22 protein-coding genes and 1 tRNA gene are annotated in these 20,375 nt (G+C 61.9%); 11 read left to right on the top strand and 12 right to left on the bottom strand.

Features of this window, described 5'->3' with window-relative positions; translation table 11 throughout:
• Positions 1–123 precede the first annotated feature (123 nt).
• From AC6H34_RS13620 to AC6H34_RS13630, 3 genes are all read left to right on the top strand, one after another.
• A complete protein-coding gene (locus AC6H34_RS13620) occupies positions 124–819 on the top strand; it encodes a hypothetical protein (protein WP_497539135.1) in 696 nt (231 codons plus the stop codon).
• A 332-nt stretch (positions 820–1,151) separates the two neighbouring features.
• The gene (locus AC6H34_RS13625) at positions 1,152–1,742 is read left to right on the top strand and encodes a hypothetical protein (RefSeq protein WP_497539136.1); all 591 of its coding nucleotides are present in this window, start codon (positions 1,152–1,154) and stop codon (positions 1,740–1,742) included.
• Between the two features lie 124 nt (positions 1,743–1,866).
• Entirely contained in the window at positions 1,867–2,439 is a 573-nt protein-coding gene (locus AC6H34_RS13630; protein ID WP_497539137.1) for a recombinase family protein, read from the top strand.
• A gap of 67 nt (positions 2,440–2,506) precedes the next feature.
• On the opposite strand, the gene AC6H34_RS13635 is transcribed toward AC6H34_RS13630, so the two are convergent.
• On the bottom strand, positions 2,507–2,920 hold the full coding sequence (locus AC6H34_RS13635) for a hypothetical protein (RefSeq protein ID WP_497539138.1): 414 nt from the start codon (positions 2,918–2,920) through the stop codon (positions 2,507–2,509).
• Positions 2,921–3,554: 634 nt separating this feature from the next.
• On the opposite strand from AC6H34_RS13635, the gene AC6H34_RS13640 reads away from it, so the two are divergent.
• Complete coding sequence (locus tag AC6H34_RS13640) at positions 3,555–3,815, top strand: hypothetical protein (protein WP_497539139.1); 261 nt, start codon at positions 3,555–3,557, stop codon at positions 3,813–3,815.
• A gap of 283 nt (positions 3,816–4,098) precedes the next feature.
• Here AC6H34_RS13640 and AC6H34_RS13645 read toward each other — a convergent pair whose 3' ends face one another.
• Positions 4,099–4,248 (bottom strand): hypothetical protein, encoded by a 150-nt coding sequence (locus AC6H34_RS13645; RefSeq protein ID WP_497539140.1) that lies wholly within the window; start codon positions 4,246–4,248, stop codon positions 4,099–4,101.
• A gap of 61 nt (positions 4,249–4,309) precedes the next feature.
• Here AC6H34_RS13645 and AC6H34_RS13650 point away from each other — a divergent pair.
• Together AC6H34_RS13650 and AC6H34_RS13655 are read left to right on the top strand one after the other, a co-directional pair.
• Positions 4,310–5,436, top strand: a protein-coding gene (locus AC6H34_RS13650; RefSeq protein ID WP_497539892.1) for an IS3 family transposase whose coding sequence is annotated in 2 segments (ribosomal slippage) — positions 4,310–4,550 and positions 4,550–5,436 — 1,128 coding nt in all. Because the reading frame shifts where the segments join, the coding sequence is not laid out codon by codon here.
• A 468-nt stretch (positions 5,437–5,904) separates the two neighbouring features.
• Entirely contained in the window at positions 5,905–6,663 is a 759-nt protein-coding gene (locus AC6H34_RS13655) for a hypothetical protein (RefSeq protein ID WP_497539141.1), read from the top strand.
• Between the two features lie 14 nt (positions 6,664–6,677).
• Here the strand turns inward: AC6H34_RS13655 and AC6H34_RS13660 are convergent, their stop codons facing one another.
• Both AC6H34_RS13660 and AC6H34_RS13665 read right to left on the bottom strand, forming a co-directional pair.
• Positions 6,678–8,204: a tyrosine-type recombinase/integrase gene (locus AC6H34_RS13660; RefSeq protein ID WP_497539142.1), complete on the bottom strand. Its 1,527-nt coding sequence runs from the start codon at positions 8,202–8,204 to the stop codon at positions 6,678–6,680.
• A gap of 204 nt (positions 8,205–8,408) precedes the next feature.
• Positions 8,409–8,493: transfer RNA gene (locus AC6H34_RS13665), tRNA-Leu, on the bottom strand.
• Positions 8,494–8,646: 153 nt separating this feature from the next.
• On the opposite strand from AC6H34_RS13665, the gene AC6H34_RS13670 reads away from it, so the two are divergent.
• Positions 8,647–9,210 carry an NUDIX domain-containing protein gene (locus AC6H34_RS13670; protein WP_448149448.1) on the top strand — a complete coding sequence of 188 codons (564 nt, stop codon included), beginning with the start codon at positions 8,647–8,649 and terminating at the stop codon, positions 9,208–9,210.
• A 53-nt stretch (positions 9,211–9,263) separates the two neighbouring features.
• Here the strand turns inward: AC6H34_RS13670 and trpA are convergent, their stop codons facing one another.
• The 3 genes from trpA to AC6H34_RS13685 all read right to left on the bottom strand — a co-directional run bounded on the left by trpA (position 9,264) and on the right by AC6H34_RS13685 (position 12,130).
• Entirely contained in the window at positions 9,264–10,091 is an 828-nt protein-coding gene (gene trpA, locus AC6H34_RS13675) for a tryptophan synthase subunit alpha (protein WP_448149447.1), read from the bottom strand.
• A gap of 155 nt (positions 10,092–10,246) precedes the next feature.
• Positions 10,247–11,461 carry a tryptophan synthase subunit beta gene (gene trpB, locus AC6H34_RS13680; protein WP_497539143.1) on the bottom strand — a complete coding sequence of 405 codons (1,215 nt, stop codon included), beginning with the start codon at positions 11,459–11,461 and terminating at the stop codon, positions 10,247–10,249.
• 15 nt (positions 11,462–11,476) lie between these two features.
• Entirely contained in the window at positions 11,477–12,130 is a 654-nt protein-coding gene (locus AC6H34_RS13685) for a phosphoribosylanthranilate isomerase (protein ID WP_497539144.1), read from the bottom strand.
• A gap of 81 nt (positions 12,131–12,211) precedes the next feature.
• On the opposite strand from AC6H34_RS13685, the gene AC6H34_RS13690 reads away from it, so the two are divergent.
• The gene (locus AC6H34_RS13690) at positions 12,212–12,661 is read left to right on the top strand and encodes a hypothetical protein (protein WP_448149444.1); all 450 of its coding nucleotides are present in this window, start codon (positions 12,212–12,214) and stop codon (positions 12,659–12,661) included.
• Between the two features lie 8 nt (positions 12,662–12,669).
• Positions 12,670–13,362, top strand: coding sequence for a M15 family metallopeptidase (locus AC6H34_RS13695; protein ID WP_497539145.1), 693 nt, complete (start codon positions 12,670–12,672; stop codon positions 13,360–13,362).
• A 42-nt stretch (positions 13,363–13,404) separates the two neighbouring features.
• Here AC6H34_RS13695 and AC6H34_RS13700 read toward each other — a convergent pair whose 3' ends face one another.
• From AC6H34_RS13700 to AC6H34_RS13710, 3 genes are all read right to left on the bottom strand, one after another.
• On the bottom strand, positions 13,405–14,328 hold the full coding sequence (locus AC6H34_RS13700; RefSeq protein ID WP_497539146.1) for an SMP-30/gluconolactonase/LRE family protein: 924 nt from the start codon (positions 14,326–14,328) through the stop codon (positions 13,405–13,407).
• A gap of 160 nt (positions 14,329–14,488) precedes the next feature.
• Complete coding sequence (locus tag AC6H34_RS13705; RefSeq protein WP_497539147.1) at positions 14,489–15,601, bottom strand: polyamine ABC transporter substrate-binding protein; 1,113 nt, start codon at positions 15,599–15,601, stop codon at positions 14,489–14,491.
• Between the two features lie 191 nt (positions 15,602–15,792).
• On the bottom strand, positions 15,793–17,106 hold the full coding sequence (locus AC6H34_RS13710) for a glutamine synthetase family protein (RefSeq protein WP_497539148.1): 1,314 nt from the start codon (positions 17,104–17,106) through the stop codon (positions 15,793–15,795).
• A gap of 152 nt (positions 17,107–17,258) precedes the next feature.
• On the opposite strand from AC6H34_RS13710, the gene AC6H34_RS13715 reads away from it, so the two are divergent.
• Both AC6H34_RS13715 and AC6H34_RS13720 read left to right on the top strand, forming a co-directional pair.
• Entirely contained in the window at positions 17,259–17,906 is a 648-nt protein-coding gene (locus AC6H34_RS13715; protein WP_448149439.1) for a GntR family transcriptional regulator, read from the top strand.
• A 147-nt stretch (positions 17,907–18,053) separates the two neighbouring features.
• Positions 18,054–18,602 (top strand): sterol desaturase family protein, encoded by a 549-nt coding sequence (locus AC6H34_RS13720; RefSeq protein WP_497539149.1) that lies wholly within the window; start codon positions 18,054–18,056, stop codon positions 18,600–18,602.
• On the opposite strand, the gene AC6H34_RS13725 is transcribed toward AC6H34_RS13720, so the two are convergent.
• Together AC6H34_RS13725 and AC6H34_RS13730 are read right to left on the bottom strand one after the other, a co-directional pair.
• Entirely contained in the window at positions 18,603–19,388 is a 786-nt protein-coding gene (locus tag AC6H34_RS13725; protein ID WP_497539150.1) for an ABC transporter ATP-binding protein, read from the bottom strand.
• A 13-nt stretch (positions 19,389–19,401) separates the two neighbouring features.
• A complete protein-coding gene (locus AC6H34_RS13730; RefSeq protein WP_448149436.1) occupies positions 19,402–20,199 on the bottom strand; it encodes an ABC transporter permease in 798 nt (265 codons plus the stop codon).
• Positions 20,200–20,375: the final 176 nt, after the last annotated feature.

Consider the following 20,375-nt stretch of genomic DNA (forward strand, 5'->3'; position numbering starts at 1 on the left):
AACTACCCGGGGGTCACCCATGTAAGACCCCATCCACGTAGCAGCGGCGCGGCTTTCCCCCCGTGTGGGCTAGCCGGGTTTGTGGTAGGCGAAGAGCGCCACCACCCGAGGGAATCCCCGCTGATGATCAAAGGTCTCCCCAGTCCCAAGCCAGGCGCCGCCGATATCGCAAAGCTCACCACTGGGATCGGTGCGGCGTTGGCCGCCTTGTGGTTTCCTGCGGCCGCCCTTGCCGCACCCTTTCTGTCTTACGCTATCGACAAGTTCATTGAGCGCCCTCAGCGGATACTCATCCAGGCTTTGAAGGAAGGAGACCTTGATGCGCTCTCAGATGAACAGGCTGCGGAGTTCGTGCCGATGGCCTACCGATTCATGGAGGCTGCCAAGCAGGGTGAGTATGAGCGCACCTTGAAGGTTCTCGCGGCGTTCATCGTAGGCGAACTGGGAGAGAAACTGCCGGACGCAGGTAACTTCGCCCGCATGGCGCGACGACTGGAAGCAATGTCAAAGGAAGAGCTTCAGGTTATCGCCTCGGTGGCAGCCTGGGTGCGGCAACAAGATGTAGCGCGAGACCAGCAATCTTTTGTCCTCAACGCCCTTTGGGACCCATCTAACGGCACTGAGCAGCAAGGAGGTGTAGCCCTCGATGGCCAACGAATTTCGCTCTGTCTTGCGGAACTGACGAACCGGGGGCTGCTTCGTACTGTCTGGGTGACAACTTTCGGTGGCGGTGATGCTCGGTACTTCCCCACCGAGAGTTTCTGGGAGCTTATCGATAAGGCCGGAAGCCTTGCGGAGGCTGAAAGCGCATCGGGGTAATAACCTGCCTCTGACGGGGAAACCCCAGATTCCCGGCCCAAGCCGTACCCCAGGTCCCACCCCGAGGAGGCAAGGTCACCCAAGAGACCTAGATGGTCTCCTCGACTACCCAGGGGTCTCCCGTGTAAGACCCCATCTACGTGGCAGCGGCGAGAGCTTTCCCCCCGTGCCGCCTGAGGCCCAACCGAATGAAAGCGCTTACGTAAATGGCCGAGCAATTTTCTACGCGCCCCCAATCGGCTACCGAACAGAGAGGCTTATTGGGCCGCCTCCGGAGCTTTGGCTTGCTCTCTTGGCGATGGCTTAAGGAACCACAGCACACAGTTATCTCGGTGGCTGCTCTGCTTTTCCTGTTCGATACATTTGTTAAGCCGCTGAGCGCTGTTGCATTGGGGATGCTCTTGATCGTCGCAGCGCCCTATTTACTGACGATAGTAAAATCGTTTGAGCTGCCGGGAGGCTTCAAGTTTGAACTTAGAGAGCAGCTCGACGCGATCACGGAGAAGGCCGAAGAAGCCGGACTTTTAGAGATTGGACCGGAGGAGCATACCGGCGCTGCTTACCAGGAAATATTTCCTCGCGACCCAGTGTTAGCCCTTGCCGGACTTCGGATCGAAATAGAGCAGGTGGTCCGTGCGCTAGCTCAACATGGCGGGGTGCTTCCTTCTCGGGGCCGGCCTCTTCCCCTTCCCGAATTGATTGCGAGGTTACAGAGCGTAGGTACCCTAAATCCGAACGAAGCGGGGGTATTGTTAGATTTGTTACCCATCCTGAATCGTGCAGTTCACACAAAGGAAACGGATGCTGGCGCGGCCGTATGGGCCATGGACGTCGGACCGCGCCTCATCTCTGCTCTCAAGGACATTGAGAATCTCGGGGCAAAACGGCAGGGCCGCGCCAACGATAGCAGCTCCGTCCAATAGACCTTGCCCATATGGACGTGTCCGCTTTCATCCTCAGGTGCGTCCAATAGGATACCTGTTGACATTCTGGACGTGATGACTCATATAGCCAAGACCCTATTGGACATTGAGGGGCTTGAAGCACATGCTTATCGGCTACGCCAGGACATCGACCACGGAACAGGAAGCGGGCCTTGAAGCCCAGCTCCGGGACCTCAAAGCCATTGGCTGCGAGAGGATCTTTTCAGAGCGCATCTCATCCATCGCCACCCGTGCGGAGCTTGCCCAGGCCGTGGCGTTCGCCCGGGACGGCGACACACTGGTGGTCACGAAGGTAGACCGCCTGGCCCGCTCGACGGTGGGCCTCTGGGACATCGTGAAGGAGCTGGACGCCAAGGGCGTGGCTCTGCGGGTCCTCAACCTGGGAGGCGAGACGGTGGACACCAAGAGCGCCACCGGACGGCTCATCCTGAATATCTTCTCGGGGTTCGCACAGTTCGAACGCGAGATGATGCTGGAACGCCAGAAGGAAGGCATCGCCAAGGCCAAGGCTGAGGGGGTCTACAAAGGTCGGAAGCCCACTGCGAGGGCGAAGGCCGATGAGGTCCGCAGGATGCACGCGGAAGGCAGGACCCCCACGGAGATCTCAAAGGCCTTGGGGATTGGCCGGGGGAGCGTCTACCGGGCTATTGAAGGGGCTGTAGCCAATAGGACGTAACGACAGAATTTTCTCGGAGGTCCCGAAGAAACGTATTGGATGGTTCATGCGTCAGCTTTCCGTGTCGCTATTTGATGGCTTGTATGCATCGGGCTTTGATCACCGGCTGGCCCATAAAATCCTTATAGACTTCGGGTGCCCATTGGCAGCACGGCGGGATGTGGCAGATTTTGATTCCGTCTACCATCCGGCTCCCTGCAGTACCGGGCTCAATTTGATAGCCAGTGCAGCCATTGGCGTGGACGAATTTCATCTTCGTGGCTAAGTCATTATCTTGTTCGCGCTGCTCTCGGGCGGTGAGAGGACGGATAAGTAACTTTCTCAGGGCAGCCTGACATTGCTCTTTGTTGGGAGTGTCGCCTAGATAGATATGGCCATTGGTTGTTGTTTCTAAGTACCAGGGCCAGTTGGACGACTCTGCTCTTGCGACAATGCTGAAGACAAAGGCTGCGGCGAAAACGGCAAGTCCCGATAGTCGCATTGTGGCACCTCCCCGAACTCTTCGCACCATATAGCAGCAACAGGCCGCGTCCATCTGCGCGACCGGAATGCCCCCTAGAGAGCCCGCTAAGAGTCACTGGCGGGCTTTCTGCTTTTCGGAATCCGGGAGTGCCGGCCGAGATGGTGGCCGCCTGTGGGCCTCCTGCGAGTCAGGGCCGGGCAGGGTTTCCTGTGGTGGCCGGCCGGGCGGCTTCGAGCTGCGTCCGGGAAGGGTGTACCGCCAGACCCAGGGTGCCACAAAGATCACCATGGCGCTGAGGATGACCACGGCGGCGACGCCAAGCCAACCCGAGGCGGTGGCCTCAAAGCCACTAGCGCTTATCTGTACGTGAATTGAGGGGTCCATCTCGCCTCGCAGCTCTCACCAAAAGAAAACTGCGCAGGGGACAAAGAGTATGAGGGAGATTTTCGTGGCGAAGGCAAGCCCTCCTTCTCAAAGATTCCATAGCGAACGGCGGCTAAGCGGGCATCTGGCATCAGATAAAATGCTTGCCTCCGCCGTGGGCTCTGCTAAGGCGACAAGAGATCGATGGGAACATAGAGTGAACAAAAGACTCGCCAAGCCCAACCCGTCGCGGTACCGTCAGCGCACACCATGACTGGAATCCGAGACGATGCCCGAGGCTTCTTCCCCTCCTCTTGTTGCCAGTGACGCGGCCCAACTGGAAGCCTCCGTAGCCCAGGCCATCGCGGACTGCGGCGGAGACCCGGTGGCGGCCGTACGTGCCCTCATCGTTCTCAATGACGCCATGCAGCGGGACCTCGCGGCTCTCCGGCAGGAGGTCGAGGAGATCACCGCCAAGGTATTCAAGGCTTATGCGCGGGACCTCTTCTATCAACGGCTCCCGCATGCCGACAGGCGCAGTGAGGACTGAGAGGATAGTCAAAAGCGCAGCACCGCGATTAGCGCCGAGCCCATGCCCGGCGAATTGCCTCCACGAACAGTTCGAGTGACGCCAGGGCTGGAACAACGAAGAGGCCCATGAACACCCCGTACAGCAAAGCGTCCCGGATGTCGTGGCCCCACGTTTGAATAAGCTTTAAGATAGTTGAACTCAAAAATAACACCGGTGCAAGGAACCAATACTTCCTGCATTTTGACCGGAACGTTTCTCTTGGGAGCTCCATGAAGCACCGATAGCATATCCTAGTGGGACCTCAAAGCAGCGGATCGTCCTCTATCGGGTCTGTAATATCGGGCTGGTTATAGCTCGCCGTGCTCACCTTCGAGGAAATCGGCCACATGGCCATGAGCTCGGATGGGAAGGGCACCATCAGGTCCCTCGGGTCCGGCTCGATGTTGGCCATCCTGAATAGCCCCTAGATTTGTGGACGCCTTCTTCTCTAATTTTGAGGCAAGGAGGCCATGATGGGGTCTGGCAATTTCAGTGACGAGTTCAAGCGCGATGCTGTCGCGCAGATCACGGAGCGCGGCTATCCGGTTGCGGAGGTGTCGCAGCGGCTGGGCGTGAGCCAACACTCGCTCTACGCGTGGAAGAAGAAGTTCTCGAAGCCATCAGGAAGCGATGGGGATCAGGCGGCAGAGATACGTCGTCTGAAGAAGGAACTGGCGCGCGTCATCGAGGAGCGCGACATCTTAAAAAAAGCCACCGCGTATTTCGCCAAGGATGCAAAGTGAGATACGCGTTTGTTGCCGAGCATCGCCAGCAGTTCACAGTGCGGGCGATGTGCCGCTGCCTGCGTATCCGGCCCAGTGGTTTCTATGCCTGGCTGAAGAACCCGTTGAGCAAACGGGCTCGGGAAGATGTCCGTCAGACAGAGCTTCTCAGCAGGGCCTGGAAGGAAAGCGGCAGGGTCTACGGCTATCGCAAGCTGCATGACGACCTCCTCGATCAGGGAGAGACCAGTTGTGCCAACCGCATCGCTCGTCTCACGAGACTGGCCGGGATCAAGGCGCAGATCGGCTACAAGCGTCGGCCCGGCTTCCATTGCGGCAAGCCGTCGGTCGTGGTCGACAACACCCTTGCCCGGCAGTTCGATGTCAATGCGCCGGATAAGGCGTGGGTGACAGACATCACCTACATCCGGACCCAGGAGGGCTTTGCCTATCTAGCCGTGGTGATCGACCTGTTCTCGCGCCGCCTCATCGGCTGGTCGTTGCAGAGCAGGCAGACCACCGATGTCGTGCTGCAGGCGTTGCTCATGGCGGTGTGGCGTCGAAAGCCGAAGAGCAAGGTTCTAGTCCATTCCGATCAGGGCTCGCAGTTCACTAGCATGGACTGGGCGGCGTTCCTGAAGCACCACAATCTTGAGCACTCGATGAGCCGTCGCGGCAACTGCCATGACAATGGCGTGGCGGAGAGCTTCTTCAATCTCCTCAAACGCGAGAGGATACGGCGCAGGATCTACCGAACACGCGAGGAGGCAAGGAAGGACGTGTTCGACTACATCGAGATGTTCTACAACCCCAAGCGCAAGCACGTCAGAAACGGGATGCTGTCACCCGTCGAGTTCGAACGGCAGCAGGAAATGTAACCCAAGGGTGTCCACGAAACTCGGGGCTATTCAGGGTTCGGCAATGTCTCTCCCTCGCTTCCACTTGACGGCAGACCAAAAGGCGCTGGCCTGGCTCCTCTTGATGGGTCTCCTCGCCTGGGGTCCGTTTATCATTCCTTGGATTGTCCATGACCTCACCCGGCCACCTACGGTAGCGGCTCCGGGTCCCCGTCCGGACCTCCTCGCCAGTTGGTGTCAGGAACGGGGCATTGGGTCCTGGGAGCGCTGCGTGGGGGCGTATCAGGCCGGAAGAGCACTGGATGTTGAAAGCAGATGAGGCCGATGGCTATCATTTGGAGTCGTCTCCCGCGCCATTCGCTGAGGACTGCCGCCAGACGAGAGCCGATTGTCCCGACTCGCTTGGCTTGCTTCGAGTCCTCTCTTCGAATTTGGTCAAGTATGAATTATCATTTGGCTTAAATGATAAAGCCGGCCGAGGAGAGATTTATGGCCTTCGATAGTGTACTCTCGGGGCTTCCACTGCTTCTAAGCGTGGCCTCGTTCACTCTGTCAATCATTTCGCTCGTAGTTACATATAGGCAAAAGAAATGGCAGGATAAAATCTCTGCTCGAAAGGCTCTTACAGACACTATTGCTGCCATTGCGCAGACTAATATCGAGTTTACCAAACTAACAGGCAGTCTTACGGACAAAGATATCAATATGAGAAGGAATTTTAATTCACAGCGCCGCTATCTCTCTGCACACGCTGAGGTGTTGATGGCAGAAATTCCCAAAATGGTAACAGATGTAGATCACAACCTTGTGGCCGGCGCCATGGAAAGCGCTGGTGACTATGCGCGGGCCGACTATCATTGGCGGGCCTGCGTCGCAAAGTCTCCGACTCCCACAATTCGTGCACAAAATCTTCGCGGATTCGCTCGGTTCTTATTTAATCAGGGTAACTCCGAAGCCGGACGGCAACACTTTGAGTTGTCTCTACAAGAGCCGATTGGGGATAATGACACAAGCCGGCGAATGCGCTCTGATACTTACGGGTCCTGGGCGGTTGCGGAGCGGCAGAGCGGCTTTAACGACGAAGCGAATCGCCGCCACGGGCAAGCTACTTCGGAAGCAGGGCGAATTGGCAATGAGGAGGCAAAAAAATACGCGCTGACTGTCGTTGAGCAGATGTGGAATCCATCTTTAACCGATACTTCGATGCTGAATTCTACGAACTCAAAAAAGAAACCGCCGGCCGCTTAGGCTGGTTGCTCATATCAAGTAGGTTCGAACCTCGGGAACTTCTCGAAGGCCATCGCCTGGGCCTCTAGGGTCACCTCCCCGTAATCGCCGCCCACCGTCCCCGGCTCGTGTCCGCAGATGGCATCCAACACGCTGTCCTCAATGCCGGCCTGCCGCCCCACCGTCTTGAACATGTGGCGCCAACCATGATTGGGCTGGACTCTCGGGTCTGTGACGACCTCGCGGGCGAACTCGACAAGGCGGTTCTTAGCGGTCCTCCATGGTCCCCGGACTTCGCCGTTCTCCTTGGGTGTCAGGAAGAGGTGGCTGGGCTTTGAGGCTCTCACGAAGTCGAGGAACCCGAGGTCCACCACATGTTGATGAAGGAGCACTTCCCGGATCTCCTTGTCCTTCACCGTACCGGCCTCGGGGTTGATCGTGATGGTCCAGAGGTCCCCAACCTTCTTCACGTCCTCCTTGCGTAGCTGAACGATCTCCCCAACGCGTGCCCCGGTGTAGGCACAGAGCCAGGGGACCCACCGCTTGGCCGCGAATAGCTTGGGATGCTCCCGGCCGCGAGTGACCTCTGTGGCATGCTTCAGGATCGCACTGGCTTCCTTCGGGGTGAACGCCTTGGACCGCGTGCGGACTGTCTTGGCGCGAGTGACCTTGACTCCATCTGTGGGATTCGCGGGAATCTTCCGGTTCGCCACGGCCCACGTGAAGACCGAGCGAAGCCCGGCGATGTCACTGTCTCCCACCGTTTTCGGGCTCACTCCCTCCGCAAGGCGATAGTCCTTGAAGGCAATCACATCGGCTACTGTAAGCCGGCCTGGGTCGTTGTGCTTCAGGAAGGCCACGAGGCGGCCCATCGTATTGCGGTAGCTCTCGTAGGTGCTCTGGGTCCGGCCGGCAGCCTTCGCCTCTGTCCACCACGAATCAACCAGACCCGTAAGGGTGACGGAGCCGGACACCTTCGGAGGCTCGCCGGGTGCCTGCCACTCAGGGAACCGCGAGGCCTTGGGGTCCGGCGAGTAGTCGCCCTCTGCATTCCTCCTGCGGCTCGCGAAGCCGTCCCGCAGTGCCTCCGCGAAGCTGACAAGGAGGAGGTCCCGTGTCTCGGGCGTTACCCGCGAGATGCCCTTGGCGGCCAAGCGACGCGTCACGAGCGGCCCCAGTTGGGCCTCTAGGTCTGTGGTTTCTCCGCTTGCCGCCAAAGCCTCCATCCGCTCGGCAACGTTCGCCCACCCGGCGCGGACCTCTTCGAGATTCGGCGGGGTATCCGAGGTCCACTTGCCGTCAAACCCGATGGTGCCTGAGGTGACCTTCTCGCCAGCCTCTTCGTTTGCCCAGGACACGTAGAGATCTTTGGCCAAGGCGGTGGCCTGCCGGGGAGTGAGGGAGAGGGGAGCATCCTCGCGGAGGCTCTGCCAGAATGCCTCTAGGTATGCCGCGATCTCGGCTTGGCGGATCTTCGCGAGGCTGGGGTCCGGGGTCCGCAGGGAGACCCGCACGGATTGGGTCTTGGGGGTGATCTTTACGGGGACCGTGATGCCGGCCACGGGAACTTCCAGCGTGAGGCCGGACGCTAGGCCCGCCACATCGGCCGGGATTCTCTGGACAAAATAGGGGATGCGGGAGTCGCTACGTCGCACAGGACGGACCACACGATAGAGCACGGTTTGCCACCTTTGTTACACGGTGGCGCAATCGCAACTCTTTGACAATCTTTAAGTTATTGTCCCCGTTCGTGAAACGGGAGGGAATGGTGCCCAGAAGAGGACTCGAACCTCCACCTCTTGCAAGACTGGTACCTGAAACCAGCGCGTCTACCAATTCCGCCATCTGGGCGTGGGGCGTCTTCTAGGGGGGGCATCGGCCGATGTCAACGCCCTTTCTCAGCCTTTTTGATATTGGTGTGACGGCAGGCAGATTCAACTCCCCGCGCCTTGCGTTTGACGCTTTGCTGGGTTTGTGTGGCGCGAGATCCGAAGGAGTGTGCCGGTGTCCGCAGCAATTCTCGACGAAGCCCTGCTCTATGATGGCTGGAACCGCCTGCTCATGGTGAAGGTGCGTACGCCTCGCGGGGCGGTGATCCACCGCAGCGTCGAGGATCACGGCGATGCGGTCGCGGTGCTGCCCTTCGACCCGGTCCGGCGGGTGGCGCTGCTGGTGCGCCAGCTCCGGGTGGCGATCCTGAAGGGACATGGCACCGAATCCTCCCTGGAAGCGCCCGCGGGTATCCTGGATGAGGACGATCCGGCCGATTGCGCCCGGCGCGAGGCGATGGAGGAGGCGGGGCTGAAGCTGGAAGGGCTCGTTCCGCTCGGAGCCTTTTATGTGATGCCCGGCATCTCCACCGAGAAGATGCACATGTTTCTCGCCGAATATTCCTCGGCCAGCCGCGTGGGCGACGGCGGCGGACTGGAGGAGGAGAACGAGGAGATCGAGGTGATCGAGATCGGGCTCGGCGAACTCGACGCCATGGCCGAGCGAGGCGATCTGACGGACCTCAAGACCTATGCGCTCGTCCAGAATCTCAAGCTGAGGAGGCCGGAGCTGTTTTAACCGGGAGCGCGGAGCGGACAGGATGTCCGTATTCCCGGGAAGATGCCTTCGGCCTACTTGGTCACCGAGTGGGCGCCCCTGGCGATCTCGCCGACCAGCGACAGCACGGCCGGCACCGTCCTGTCCGTCGCCTTGTTGTCGCCTTCCAGCGAGCCGCGCACGGCTTCCACCAGGGCGGAGCCGACCACCACGCCATCGGCGCCCTTGGCGATGGCCCTGGCGTGCTCGGCCGTCTTCACGCCGAAGCCGACGCAGACGGGCAGGTCGGTATGCTGCTTGATGCGGTCGACTGCGCTGGCCACCACGCCGAAGTCGGGCGTGGCCGAGCCGGTGATGCCGGTGATCGAGACGTAGTAGACGAAGCCTGAGGTGTTCTGCAGGACCTTGGGCAGGCGCTTGTCGTCGGTCGTGGGCGTGGCGAGGCGAATGAAGGCGATGCCGGCCTTGAGCGCCGGCAGGCAGAGTTCGTCATCTTCTTCCGGCGGAAGATCGACCACGATCAGGCCGTCCACGCCGGCGCTCTTCGCATCCTTGAGGAAGCGTTCCACTCCGTAGATGTAGATCGGATTGAAATAGCCCATCAGGATGATCGGCGTCTTGTCGTCGCCCTTGCGGAACTCACCGATGACGCCGAGCGTCTTGGTCAGCGTCATGCCGGCCTTGAGGGCGCGCAGGCCCGCCGCCTGGATGGCGGGGCCGTCGGCCATCGGATCGGTGAAGGGCATGCCGAGCTCGATGATGTCGGCGCCGGCGGCCGGCAGGCCTGCCAGGATCTTCGCCGAGGTCTCGATGTCGGGATCGCCCGCGGTGATGAAGGTCACCAGGGCGGCGCGCTTTTCAGCGGCCAGAGCGGCGAAGCGGGCGGTGAGGCGGCTGGTCATGTCGGGCTGGGCCTATCGGAAGGTGGGAGGCGGCAGGATGGGGTGGCGGGAGCGACGGCTTTCCGGGATCGCCGGCATCCTGCCGGCATCTTCCGCTCCCACGAACGCAGCGTTTCCAAGAGCCGGCAGGATGCCGGCGGTCCCGGGCAAGGTCATCACATTCCACCCAGGATCTCGGACACCTGGGGCACGTCCTTGTCGCCGCGGCCCGACAGGTTGACCACCATGAGGTGATCCTTCGGCTTGGTGGGCGCGAGCTCGACCACCTTGGCGATGGCATGGGCCGATTCGAGCGCGGGAATGATGCCCTCGAGCCGCGAAAGCAGCATGAAGGCGTCGAGCGCCTCCTTGTCGGTCGCGGAGATGTATTTGGCGCGGCCGGTATCGTGCAGCCAGGAATGCTCCGGGCCGATTCCGGGATAGTCGAGGCCGGCGGAGATGGAGTGGGCCTCCTCGATCTGCCCGTCGGCATCCATCAGCAGATAGGTGCGATTGCCGTGAAGAACGCCGGGACGGCCCCCGGTGATCGAGGCGGCATGCAGGCTGTCGAGCCCGTGGCCGGCAGCCTCGACGCCATAGATCTCCACCGAAGGATCGTCGAGGAAGGGATGGAACAGGCCCATGGCATTGGAGCCGCCGCCCACGCAGGCGATGAGGCTGTCGGGCAGGCGCCCTTCCATTTCCTGGAGCTGCGTGCGGGTCTCACGGCCGATGATGGACTGGAAGTCGCGCACCATCGCTGGGTAGGGGTGGGGCCCGGCCACCGTGCCGATGCAGTAGAAGGTGTCGTGCACGTTGGTGACCCAGTCGCGCAGCGCCTCGTTCATGGCGTCCTTGAGCGTCTTCGAACCGGATTGGACCGGCACTACCTCGGCACCCAGCATCTTCATGCGAAACACATTGGGCTGCTGCCGCTCGACGTCGACGGCGCCCATGTACACCACGCATTTCAGGCCGAAGCGGGCGCAGAGCGTGGCCGTGGCGACCCCGTGCTGGCCGGCGCCGGTCTCGGCGATGATGCGCGGCTTGCCCATGCGGCGGGCCAGCATGATCTGGCCGAGCACGTTGTTCACCTTGTGGGAACCGGTATGGTTCAGTTCCTCGCGCTTCAGATAGATCTTGGCACCGCCCAGATGTTCGGTCAGCCGCTCGGCGAAGTAGAGCGGCGAGGGGCGGCCCACATAGTGGCTGAGGTACCCGTCCATCTCCTTCTGGAAGGAAGGATCGGTCTTGGCCTGCTTGTAGGCTTCCTCCAGCGAGAGGATCAGCGGCATCAGCGTCTCGGCCACGAAGCGGCCTCCGAACTGGCCGAAATGCCCCCGCTCATCGGGTCCGTTGCGGAAGGAATTGAGCTTGGGCGTATCGTTCATCGTTTCAGCCTGTTCTCAGCGGGATGACGCGAAAGCGGCGCGAGCTGCCTCCACGAAAGCCCTGATCTTGTCGGGGTTCTTCACGCCGGGCCTGTCTTCGACGCCCGACGAAACGTCGACTCCGTCGGGGCGGCTGATGCGGATGGCTTCGGCAACATTGGCGGGGTCGAGCCCGCCCGATAGCATGAAAGGCAAAGCGCGGTCGAGATGGTTGAGCAGCGACCAGTCGAAGGCAACGCCGTTGCCGCCGGGCAGGACGGCGCCCTTCGGCGGCTTGGCGTCGAGCAGCAGCCAGTCGGCCACGTCGCGATAGGCCGTCGCGGCGGCGAGGTCCTCCGCGGTGGACACGCCGATCACCTTGCAGGTGAGGACGCCGTAGCGCTGCTTGATCGCGGCGACGCGCTCGGGGCTTTCCTTGCCATGCAACTGCAGCCCGTCCGGCTTCAGCGCGGCTGCGATGGCGTCGAGTTGCGCGTCGTCGGCATCGACGCTGATCGCGATCTTGCGGGCGCGCGCCTTCACCAGCGATCCCAGCTCGGCGGCCCTGTCGTAGCTCAAATTCCGTGGTGATTTCTCGAAGAACATGAAGCCGACCATGTCCGCGCCGGCGGCAAGGGCTGCTTCCAATGTTTCGGGGGTGGAAAGACCACAGATCTTGATCAATGACATAGCGCGCTGGACATAAGCGTATCCGGCGTGAGATGCCAGAGAAATAAGTCGGAGCGCGAGGCCGCGATGATACCAAGAGGATTGCTCGTCATCGCGTGTGCGCTCCCCGCTTCCCTTGCGGCTGCGGGCCCTGCCTCGGCCGTCCTCTGTTATGCCCGCGACTACGATACCGCCCACCTCGTCAAGCATGTCGACCAGCGCGTGACCCGCATCACCGTCCGGCTGCTCGCCGACAACGGCACGGGCGTCGGCGTCGGCATGTGGTTTCGCGGCGACAAGCGGCAATGGTGGGCAGGAGGCGGCTGCAGGCAGCAGGGAAAGGTGTTTTCCTGCGTGCTCGATGGCGACGGAGGCAGGCTGGTAGCGACGCAGAATGCCAGGGGCATTCGTCTCGACCTGCCTGAGGCCGGCGTGCAGGTCGAGCACCCCGATGCGCAGGGAAGCGCGAGCTTCCAGACCGTCGATGGGCCCGAGCACCGGATATTCCTGCTTTCGCCGGCACCCGAAACGGAATGCGAGCCGCAGAATTGAGGTGGAGAGTGGACGGCCTGACCGCCCTTGCTTCCTTCGCCCTGTCCACGGCGCTTGTCGCCGGGCCGGCCGCCGCCGCCGACCTTCCGCCGGGCTTCGTGCGCCTTGCCGACGTCGCCCCCGCCATCCGCCAGGAGATGCGCTACGCCACGGCCCACAACTTTACCGGCCAGCGCGTGGCGGGCTACGGGGCCGGCGCCTGCTGGCTGCGCCGCGAGGCGGCGCAGGCGCTCGCCGCCGTGCAGCAGGATCTGGAGCGCCGCCATTGGCGCCTGGTCGTCTATGACTGCTATCGGCCGAAGCGGGCTGTGGCCGCTTTCGTGGCTTGGGCGCGCGATCCGGCCGACCAGGCCGCCAAGGCCGAGTTCTACCCCGATATCGACAAGAAGGATCTCTTCCGGCTCGGCTACATCGCCCGCACTTCCGGCCACTCCCGGGGCATCGCCGTCGATGCCGGGGCAGAACGCCTGGACGAGAAGGGCGAGGCCGTGCCGGTCGACTTCGGCGGCGGGTTCGATTTGTTCGATCCGAAATCCTGGACGGCGAGCAGGGCGGTTTCGCGGGAGGCCGGCGCCAACCGCAAGGCGCTGGTGGCGGCCTTCGCGGCGCATGGGCTGGCGAACTATGCTCGCGAATGGTGGCACTACAGCTTGCCGGGGCTGGCGCAAGCCCCGGCCTACGACGTCGTGATCGAGCCCTAGTCCGGAAGGGAGGATGCAGGCAGGGATGCCGGCGATCCCGGGCTACTTCACCGGACGCTTGGCGCCCTGGGTATTGAGGTACACCGCATAGAGCGAGGTCGTGCCGCAGATGTAGAGGCGGTTGCGCTTGGGGCCGCCGAATTCGACATTGGCCACGACTTCGGGAATCAGCACCTTGCCGAGCAGGGTACCGTCCGGCGCGTAGCACAGCACGCCTTCGCCCGACGAGGTCCAGATGTTGCCGTGGATGTCGATGCGGAGCCCGTCATAAAGACCGACCGGGCAGGTGGCGAACACCTTGCCGCCCGTCAGGGTGATGCCGTCGGCGCCGACGTCGAAGACGCGGATATGACGCGGGCCGTTCTTCACATGGGTGGCGCCCGTATCCACGATGTAGAGCTTGGATTCGTCAGGCGAGAAGGCCAGGCCGTTCGGCTTCACGAAATCCTTGGCCACGGCCTCGATCTTTCCTCCGCGCGGAGCGATGCGATAGACGTAGGAGGCACCGATCTCCGAAGGCGCGGCATCGCCCTCGTACTGGGAATCGATACCGTAGGTCGGATCGGTGAACCAGATGGAGCCGTCCGATTTCACCACCGCGTCATTGGGAGAGTTGAGCCGCTTGCCCTCGAATTTCGAGGCGAGGATTGTGCGGCTTCCGTCGGGCTCGATACGGCTGACACAGCGCCCGCGATGTTCGCAGGCGACCAGCCGCCCTTCGCGGTCGACCGTGTGGCCGTTCTGGTTGCGACTGTCGTGATCGTAGACCGAAACCGAGCCGTCCGTCTCGTCGTAGCGCATCAGGCGGTTGTTGGGGATGTCGGACCAGATCAGATACTTGCCGGCGGGAAAATAGGCCGGTCCCTCCGCCCAGCGGGTGCCGGTGTAGAGCTTGTCCACGTGGACATTGCCGAAAACGAGGGATTCGAAGCGCGGATCGACGACCTCAAAGTCCTTGGTGAGCATTGCGTTTCCTCAGGTGTTTTGGTTGGCGCCATGGAACGATAATTGCGCCGCGAGGTCAATTCATCGGACAAAAACTTTCTGCGAGGGACGGCGGCAGTTCGGAAAAGAAAAACGGCGCGGCTTGCGCCACGCCGTTCCGCAATAGGAAGACGCTCCGCTCCTACTGGCCGGTCTTGATCTTCGTCCACGTGCGGGTCCACAGCTTCTGCGCCTTGGCGTCGGCCGGGGTGGTGGTGAAGAGCTTCGACATGGTCGCGTCGTCCGGATAGACGGATTTGTCGTTCAGGATCTTGGGATCGATCGACTTCTGCGATTCCAGGTTGCCGTTGGCGTAGGACAGGAAGCTGGAGTTCTTCGCCGCGATGTCCGGACGCATCATGTAGTTGATGAAGGCATGCGCCTCTTCCGGATGCGGGGCATCCTTCGGAATGGTGAAGGAGTCGAACGAGATCAGCGCGCCTTCCTTCGGAATGGCGTAGCCGATGTCGACCAGCGGCTTGTCCGGGCTCTTGTCGTGCGCTTCCTGCGCGCGGGTCCGGGCCTGCAGCACATCGCCCGACCAGCCGATGACGAGGCAGATGTCGCCGTTCGCCAACGCATTGATATATTCGGACGAGTGGTACTTCTTCACATATTTGCCCACGCTCTGGAGCAGTTCAGAGGCCTTGGCGATATCCTTCGGATCCTTCGAATCGGGGTTCAGTCCCAGGTAGCGCAGCGCCGAGGGGATGATGTCGTCCGGCGAATCAAGGAAGTAGATGCCGCAATCCTGGAATTTGGAGATGATCTCCGGCTTGAAGACGATGTCCCAGCTGTTCATGGGCATGTCGCCCACGCGTTCCTTGGCCTTGGTGACGTTGTAGCCGATGCCGGTGGTCAGCCACATGTAGTCGACGGCATATTTGTTGCCGGGATCATAGGTGGACAGGGCGTTGAAGACCTTGTCCCAGGCATATTTCAGGTTGGGGATCTTGTCCTTGTCGAGCGGCTGCAGCACGTCGTGGGCAATTTCGCGCTTCAGGTTGAGGTTCGAGGGCACCACGACGTCGTAGCCGGTGTTGCCGGCATAGAGCTTGGTTTCCAGAACTTCGTTGGAGTCCATCGTATCGTAGACGACCTTGATGCCGGTCTCCTTGGTGAAGGATTCGAGCACGGACGGGTCGATGTAGTCGGACCAGTTGTAGACGTTGACGACCTTGTCCTCGGCCACCGCCTGGCCCGCGAACAAAGCCACTGCCGTGGCTGCGAGAGCCAGTTTCTTGAAGGCTGACATCGGGAAAACCTCCTCTGGAAGAGCGTTGCGTGTTCCCGGACGCAACGCTGCTGTGGAAAGGCTAAAGTGCCGAAGCACCCCGCTCAACCCTCGGCAGGTGTTTTTTGACGTTATTTTCAGCGTGGTGCGTTTTTGCGCAAAAAACGAGCAAGAATAACTTCATGCCCGCGCAGGTTGTAGGCGCGGATTTCCTAGAGATAGGTCTCAAACTCGAGACTGGAGATCCGGCGCTCGAATTCGGCGCATTCCATCTCTTTCATGATGGCGTAGATGCGCGCGAAGGCATCCCCGAACTGGCGTCGCGCGAAGTCCGAGGACCTGAACAGCGACACGGCTTCCTGCATCGAGGCGGATAGGCGGGGCGCGCCGAGATCATAGGCATTGCCGATGATCGGTTCCGGCGGGACGATCTCCCGTTCGAGCCCCTCGTGCATTCCGGCGAGTATCGCCGCGAGCACCAGATAGGGATTGGCGTCGGCGCCGGCGATGCGGTGCTCGATGCGCGTGGCCGCCGGCTTGCCGTTGGGAATGCGGACCGCGACCGACCGGTTGTCATACCCCCAGGTCAGGGACACGGGAGCATAGGAGCCAGGCATCAGGCGGCGGAAGCCGTTATAGCTGGAGACGAACATCAGGGCCGTCTCGGGCATGTGCCGCAGCAGGCCGCCCACGGCATGGCGCAGGGTCGTCTCGCCCGTTTCCGGCTTGGCGAAGGCGTTGGCACCCTCCTTGTCGAGCAGGCTGGCATGGATGTGCATGCCGGACCCGGCGCTGTCGAGATAGGGCTTCGGCATGAAGCTCGCCCTCAGCCCGTGCTTGCGCGCCACGCCCTGGATCAGGCGGCGCAGCAGCACGGCGTCGTCGGCCGCCGCCATCGCATCCTCGCGATGGTAGAGGTTGATCTCGAACTGGCCCGGCGCGGCCTCCGAAATGACCGAGTCCGCCGGCAGTCCCTGTATCCCGGCGGCCTCACGCATCTCCCGGATCACCGGCGCGAACTCGTCGAGATCGGAGATCGAATACATGTTCTGGCGGGCCGGCCCGCTCTCCCGGTGGAACACGGTGCGCGGCGTCGCGCCCGGCCGGTCGTCGCTCCGGAGCAGATAGAATTCGAGTTCGAACGCCACCACCGGCTTCAGGCCGCGGGCGCCGAGCCTATCGAGCTGCGCTTCCAGGATATGACGCGGGTCGAGCATCCAGGGACGCCCGTCCGGGAGATACATGGAGACCAGGGTCTGCAGCGCGGGCTGCGGCGACCAGGGGACAGGCTTGAGGGTGCCGGGAACGGGGCGGCAGAGGCCGTCCTTGTCGCCGGTCTCGATATGAATGCCCGTCTCCTCGACCTCGCGGCCCCAGACATCGAGCCCGAACATCGACTGTGGCATGGCCACCCCGTCCTTGAGGATCTTGTCGATGGCGGAGCCGGGCAGCCACTTGCCGCGCAGGATGCCGTTGGTATCGGGAAGGAGCACCTCGATGACGTCGACCTCGGAGGTGTGAGGCATTTGTGCCTCGGCGCCGGCGAGTTTTGTCACGCCGTGCGTTTGAAATCCCATGATGCACCGGATTTTGGATCGCGCCGCTTCTTGACGTGTCCTTCATGCTCTATAATTGTGATCACAAAATCCCACCGTGTCAAATGGAGTCGCCGTCGTCCATGTCAGAGAGCAAGCAAGCGCCCGTGCATGACAAGGTCTACGAGGCGATCCGCGCGGGGCTGGTGGGCGGTCGCTTCGTCCCGGGCCGGGCCGTCACCCTGCGCGGCCTTGCCGACATGCTCGAAGTCAGCCCGATGCCGGTCCGGGCCGCCGTCACCCGCCTGGTGGCCGAGGGCGCCCTTGCCCTCACGGCCACGAGGCGGGTCAGCGTTCCCCTGATGACCAGGCCGCGCTTCGAGGAACTCGTGAGGGTTCGCATACTTCTGGAAGGGGAAGCGGCCGAGCGCGCGCTGCCGGCCATCGATGCCGACCGCCTTGCCGCGATCAAGGCCCATGACGCGCGGGTGGAGGAATGTCTCGCCGCCGACAACGCCGAAGGCTACATGCAGGCGAATCACGCCTTTCATTTCGCCATCTACAGCGCCGTGCCGTCGACGGTGCTGGTGCCGCTGATCGAGACGCTGTGGCTTCAGTTCGGCCCCTTCATGCGCAACGTCTATGACGATCTCGACATGACAGGCCTGGTCGACCAGCATCATCGCGCCATCCATGCCATCGAGAGGGGCGATGCCGCCGCGCTGCGTGCCGCCATCGAGGCCGATATTGGCGACGGCATGCGCATCATCGGCGAGACGGCCCTGGACTGAGACGCCCTCGGATCAACAACAGAACCGGGAGTTCGAAGAGTAGGGCGCAGAGCCCCGCGCCTGATCGACGCACCCCACTGTCCTCAAACTGTCGCAATCGCCATAAATATAGTCGAAACGCTTTGGCCTTGTTGAATGGTGAAATGCATGCATCTGGGCAGGTTTCTCTATTTCGGTGATTTTGTACTGTGTCCCCTGGTGGCGTTAGGCCTGTTGATCGCCACGCTCATCCAGCATGATGCGACGGCTTTGGGCATATGGGGGGGCGCCTTTGTCTTGGGATGCATCGCCTGGACCCTCGTAGAATACATTATTCATCGTTGGGTATACCATGCCGTGCCGGTTTTCGATAAATTGCACGATGCTCACCATCAGGAGCCCAAGGGCATGATCGGAGCGCCGTCCTTCCTTAGCGTCGGTGTGTTCTTCCTGATGTTCTATATGCCCTTCTACTTTATCAGCGTTGCTTTTGCGGGCGGCTTTTTCTCAGGTATCCTGGTAGGCTATGTCGGCTATATGCTGGTTCATCATGCTTCGCATCACTGGACACTGAAGCCCGGCAGCCTGCTCTATCGCCTGCGCGTGAACCACATGGTCCACCATTTCCGGGGCGAGGAGGGCAATTACGGCGTGGTCACCTCGTTCTGGGACCATGTCTTCGCGACCTATGTCGAGCCGCAGAGGCGCAGGGCCTGATCAGGTCATGAATGCGAATCGGTTGGGATCGTCAGGCTCCTCGGCCAGCGCCCTGCAGTAGTCCGTTATCACGTCCGGCGTGGCGCCGTCCGCGCGCAGGCGCCCTCGGTCGATCCAGATCGTGCGCTCGCACAGGTCCATCACCTGGTCGAGATCGTGCGAGACGAAGAGGATGGTGCCGCGCGCACGGAAGCCGCGAATCAGTGCCCGGCAGCGTTCGCGAAAGGCGTCGTCGCCCACAGCCAGTGCTTCGTCGACGATCAGGACGTCGCCATCTGCGTGAGCACAGATGGCGAAGGCAAGGCGCGCGCCCATGCCGCTGGAATAAAGCTTCACCGGCTGTTCGAAGAAGTCGCCGAGGCCGCACAGTTCCTGGATCGCGGGCAGCCGCTCCGTTACCTCCGCGCGCCTCAGGCCCAGGATCGCGCCCGAGAGGTAGCAGTTCTCGCGCCCGGTCAGCTCGTAGTCGAAGGCGGCGCCCAGCGCGAGCACGGGGGCTATGCGTCCGCTGACCGCGATGGAGCCCACCGTCGGCGCGGTGATGCCGCACAGGATCTGCAGGAGGGTCGACTTTCCCGAGCCGTTGCGGCCGACGATGCCGACGGCGTCGCCCTTCGGAATCGAAAAGCTGATGTCCCTCAGTGCCCAGTATTCGTCGTAGAAGCGCTTGCGGCCGCCGAGCAGTACCTGCTTCACTTGATCGATCGGCCGGCGATAGAACTGGTACGCCTTTCCGAGCGCGCGGCAGTCCACCGCGAGATCCGGGGAAACCGAAGCGGCAGGCATTGGCCGCTGCTGTTCAGATGATATCGACAAGGATCGTCTTCTTCCGCATGAACAGGGTCCGGCCGGCGTAGAAAAGCAGCAGCGCGGCGGCGAGGCTTCCCGCATAGGAGATGAGATCCGGCCATTCGCCCCGCAGGATCGCCGCCCGCATCATCTCGATGATGCTGGTCAGCGGGTTGAGGTAGAGCAGCCAGCGCCAGCCCTCCGGCACGTTCGCCGCCTCATAGAACACCGGCGTTGCGAACATGGCCACCGGGATGATCGAGATGATCAGGTGATTGAGGTCGCTGGTCAACGCCCCGATGGTGGAAAGGATCCATACGATGCCGAGCAGGCTCAGGCAGAGCGGCGCCAGGATGAAGGGAAGCGCCAGCCACGACCAGTGGATCGACTGGTTGATCAGGATCTGCCCCGCCAGCAGCACGCCGAGGGCGATGAGCATGTAGACACCGCCGCGAGCCACCGCGATCCAGGCCAGGATCTGCGGCGGGAAGATCGAGCGGCGGATGATGTGCTTGTGCTCGGCGAGCAGGAGGGGCGCGCGATAGGCGATCTCCGAAAAGAAGTTGAACACCACCAGGCCGACGAAGATCGAAAAGGCGTAGTCGAACCGTCCCGTATCGCTCCGGTTGCCGCCGACCTTGAGAGCGCCAGCGAAGACCAGCGTGTAGATCGACAGCATCGCGAGGGGCGCGAGGATCGCCCAGGCCCAGCCGAATACCGAGCCGCGGAAGCGCACCTGCAGTTCCCGCGTGAGGATGGCTCGGAAGAGCTCGCGTTGGCGCCAGATATCGGCGAATGGCTGCAGCAAGGGCGGGTTCCGGTTGTGGGTGTCGGTCGCCATCTTCCTAATGGCAAGAGGAGGGGTTTCCAAGCGCCGGGAGGGGCGTTGGTGCTGACACGGGGCGTCGATCATCGATCGACGCCGCCCCTGCCGACAAGCTCGACGTTTCCGGGAGGTCGATCGGTGATCGCCCCTCCGATGCC

The organism is Labrys sp. ALF-8 (genome assembly GCF_059699065.1).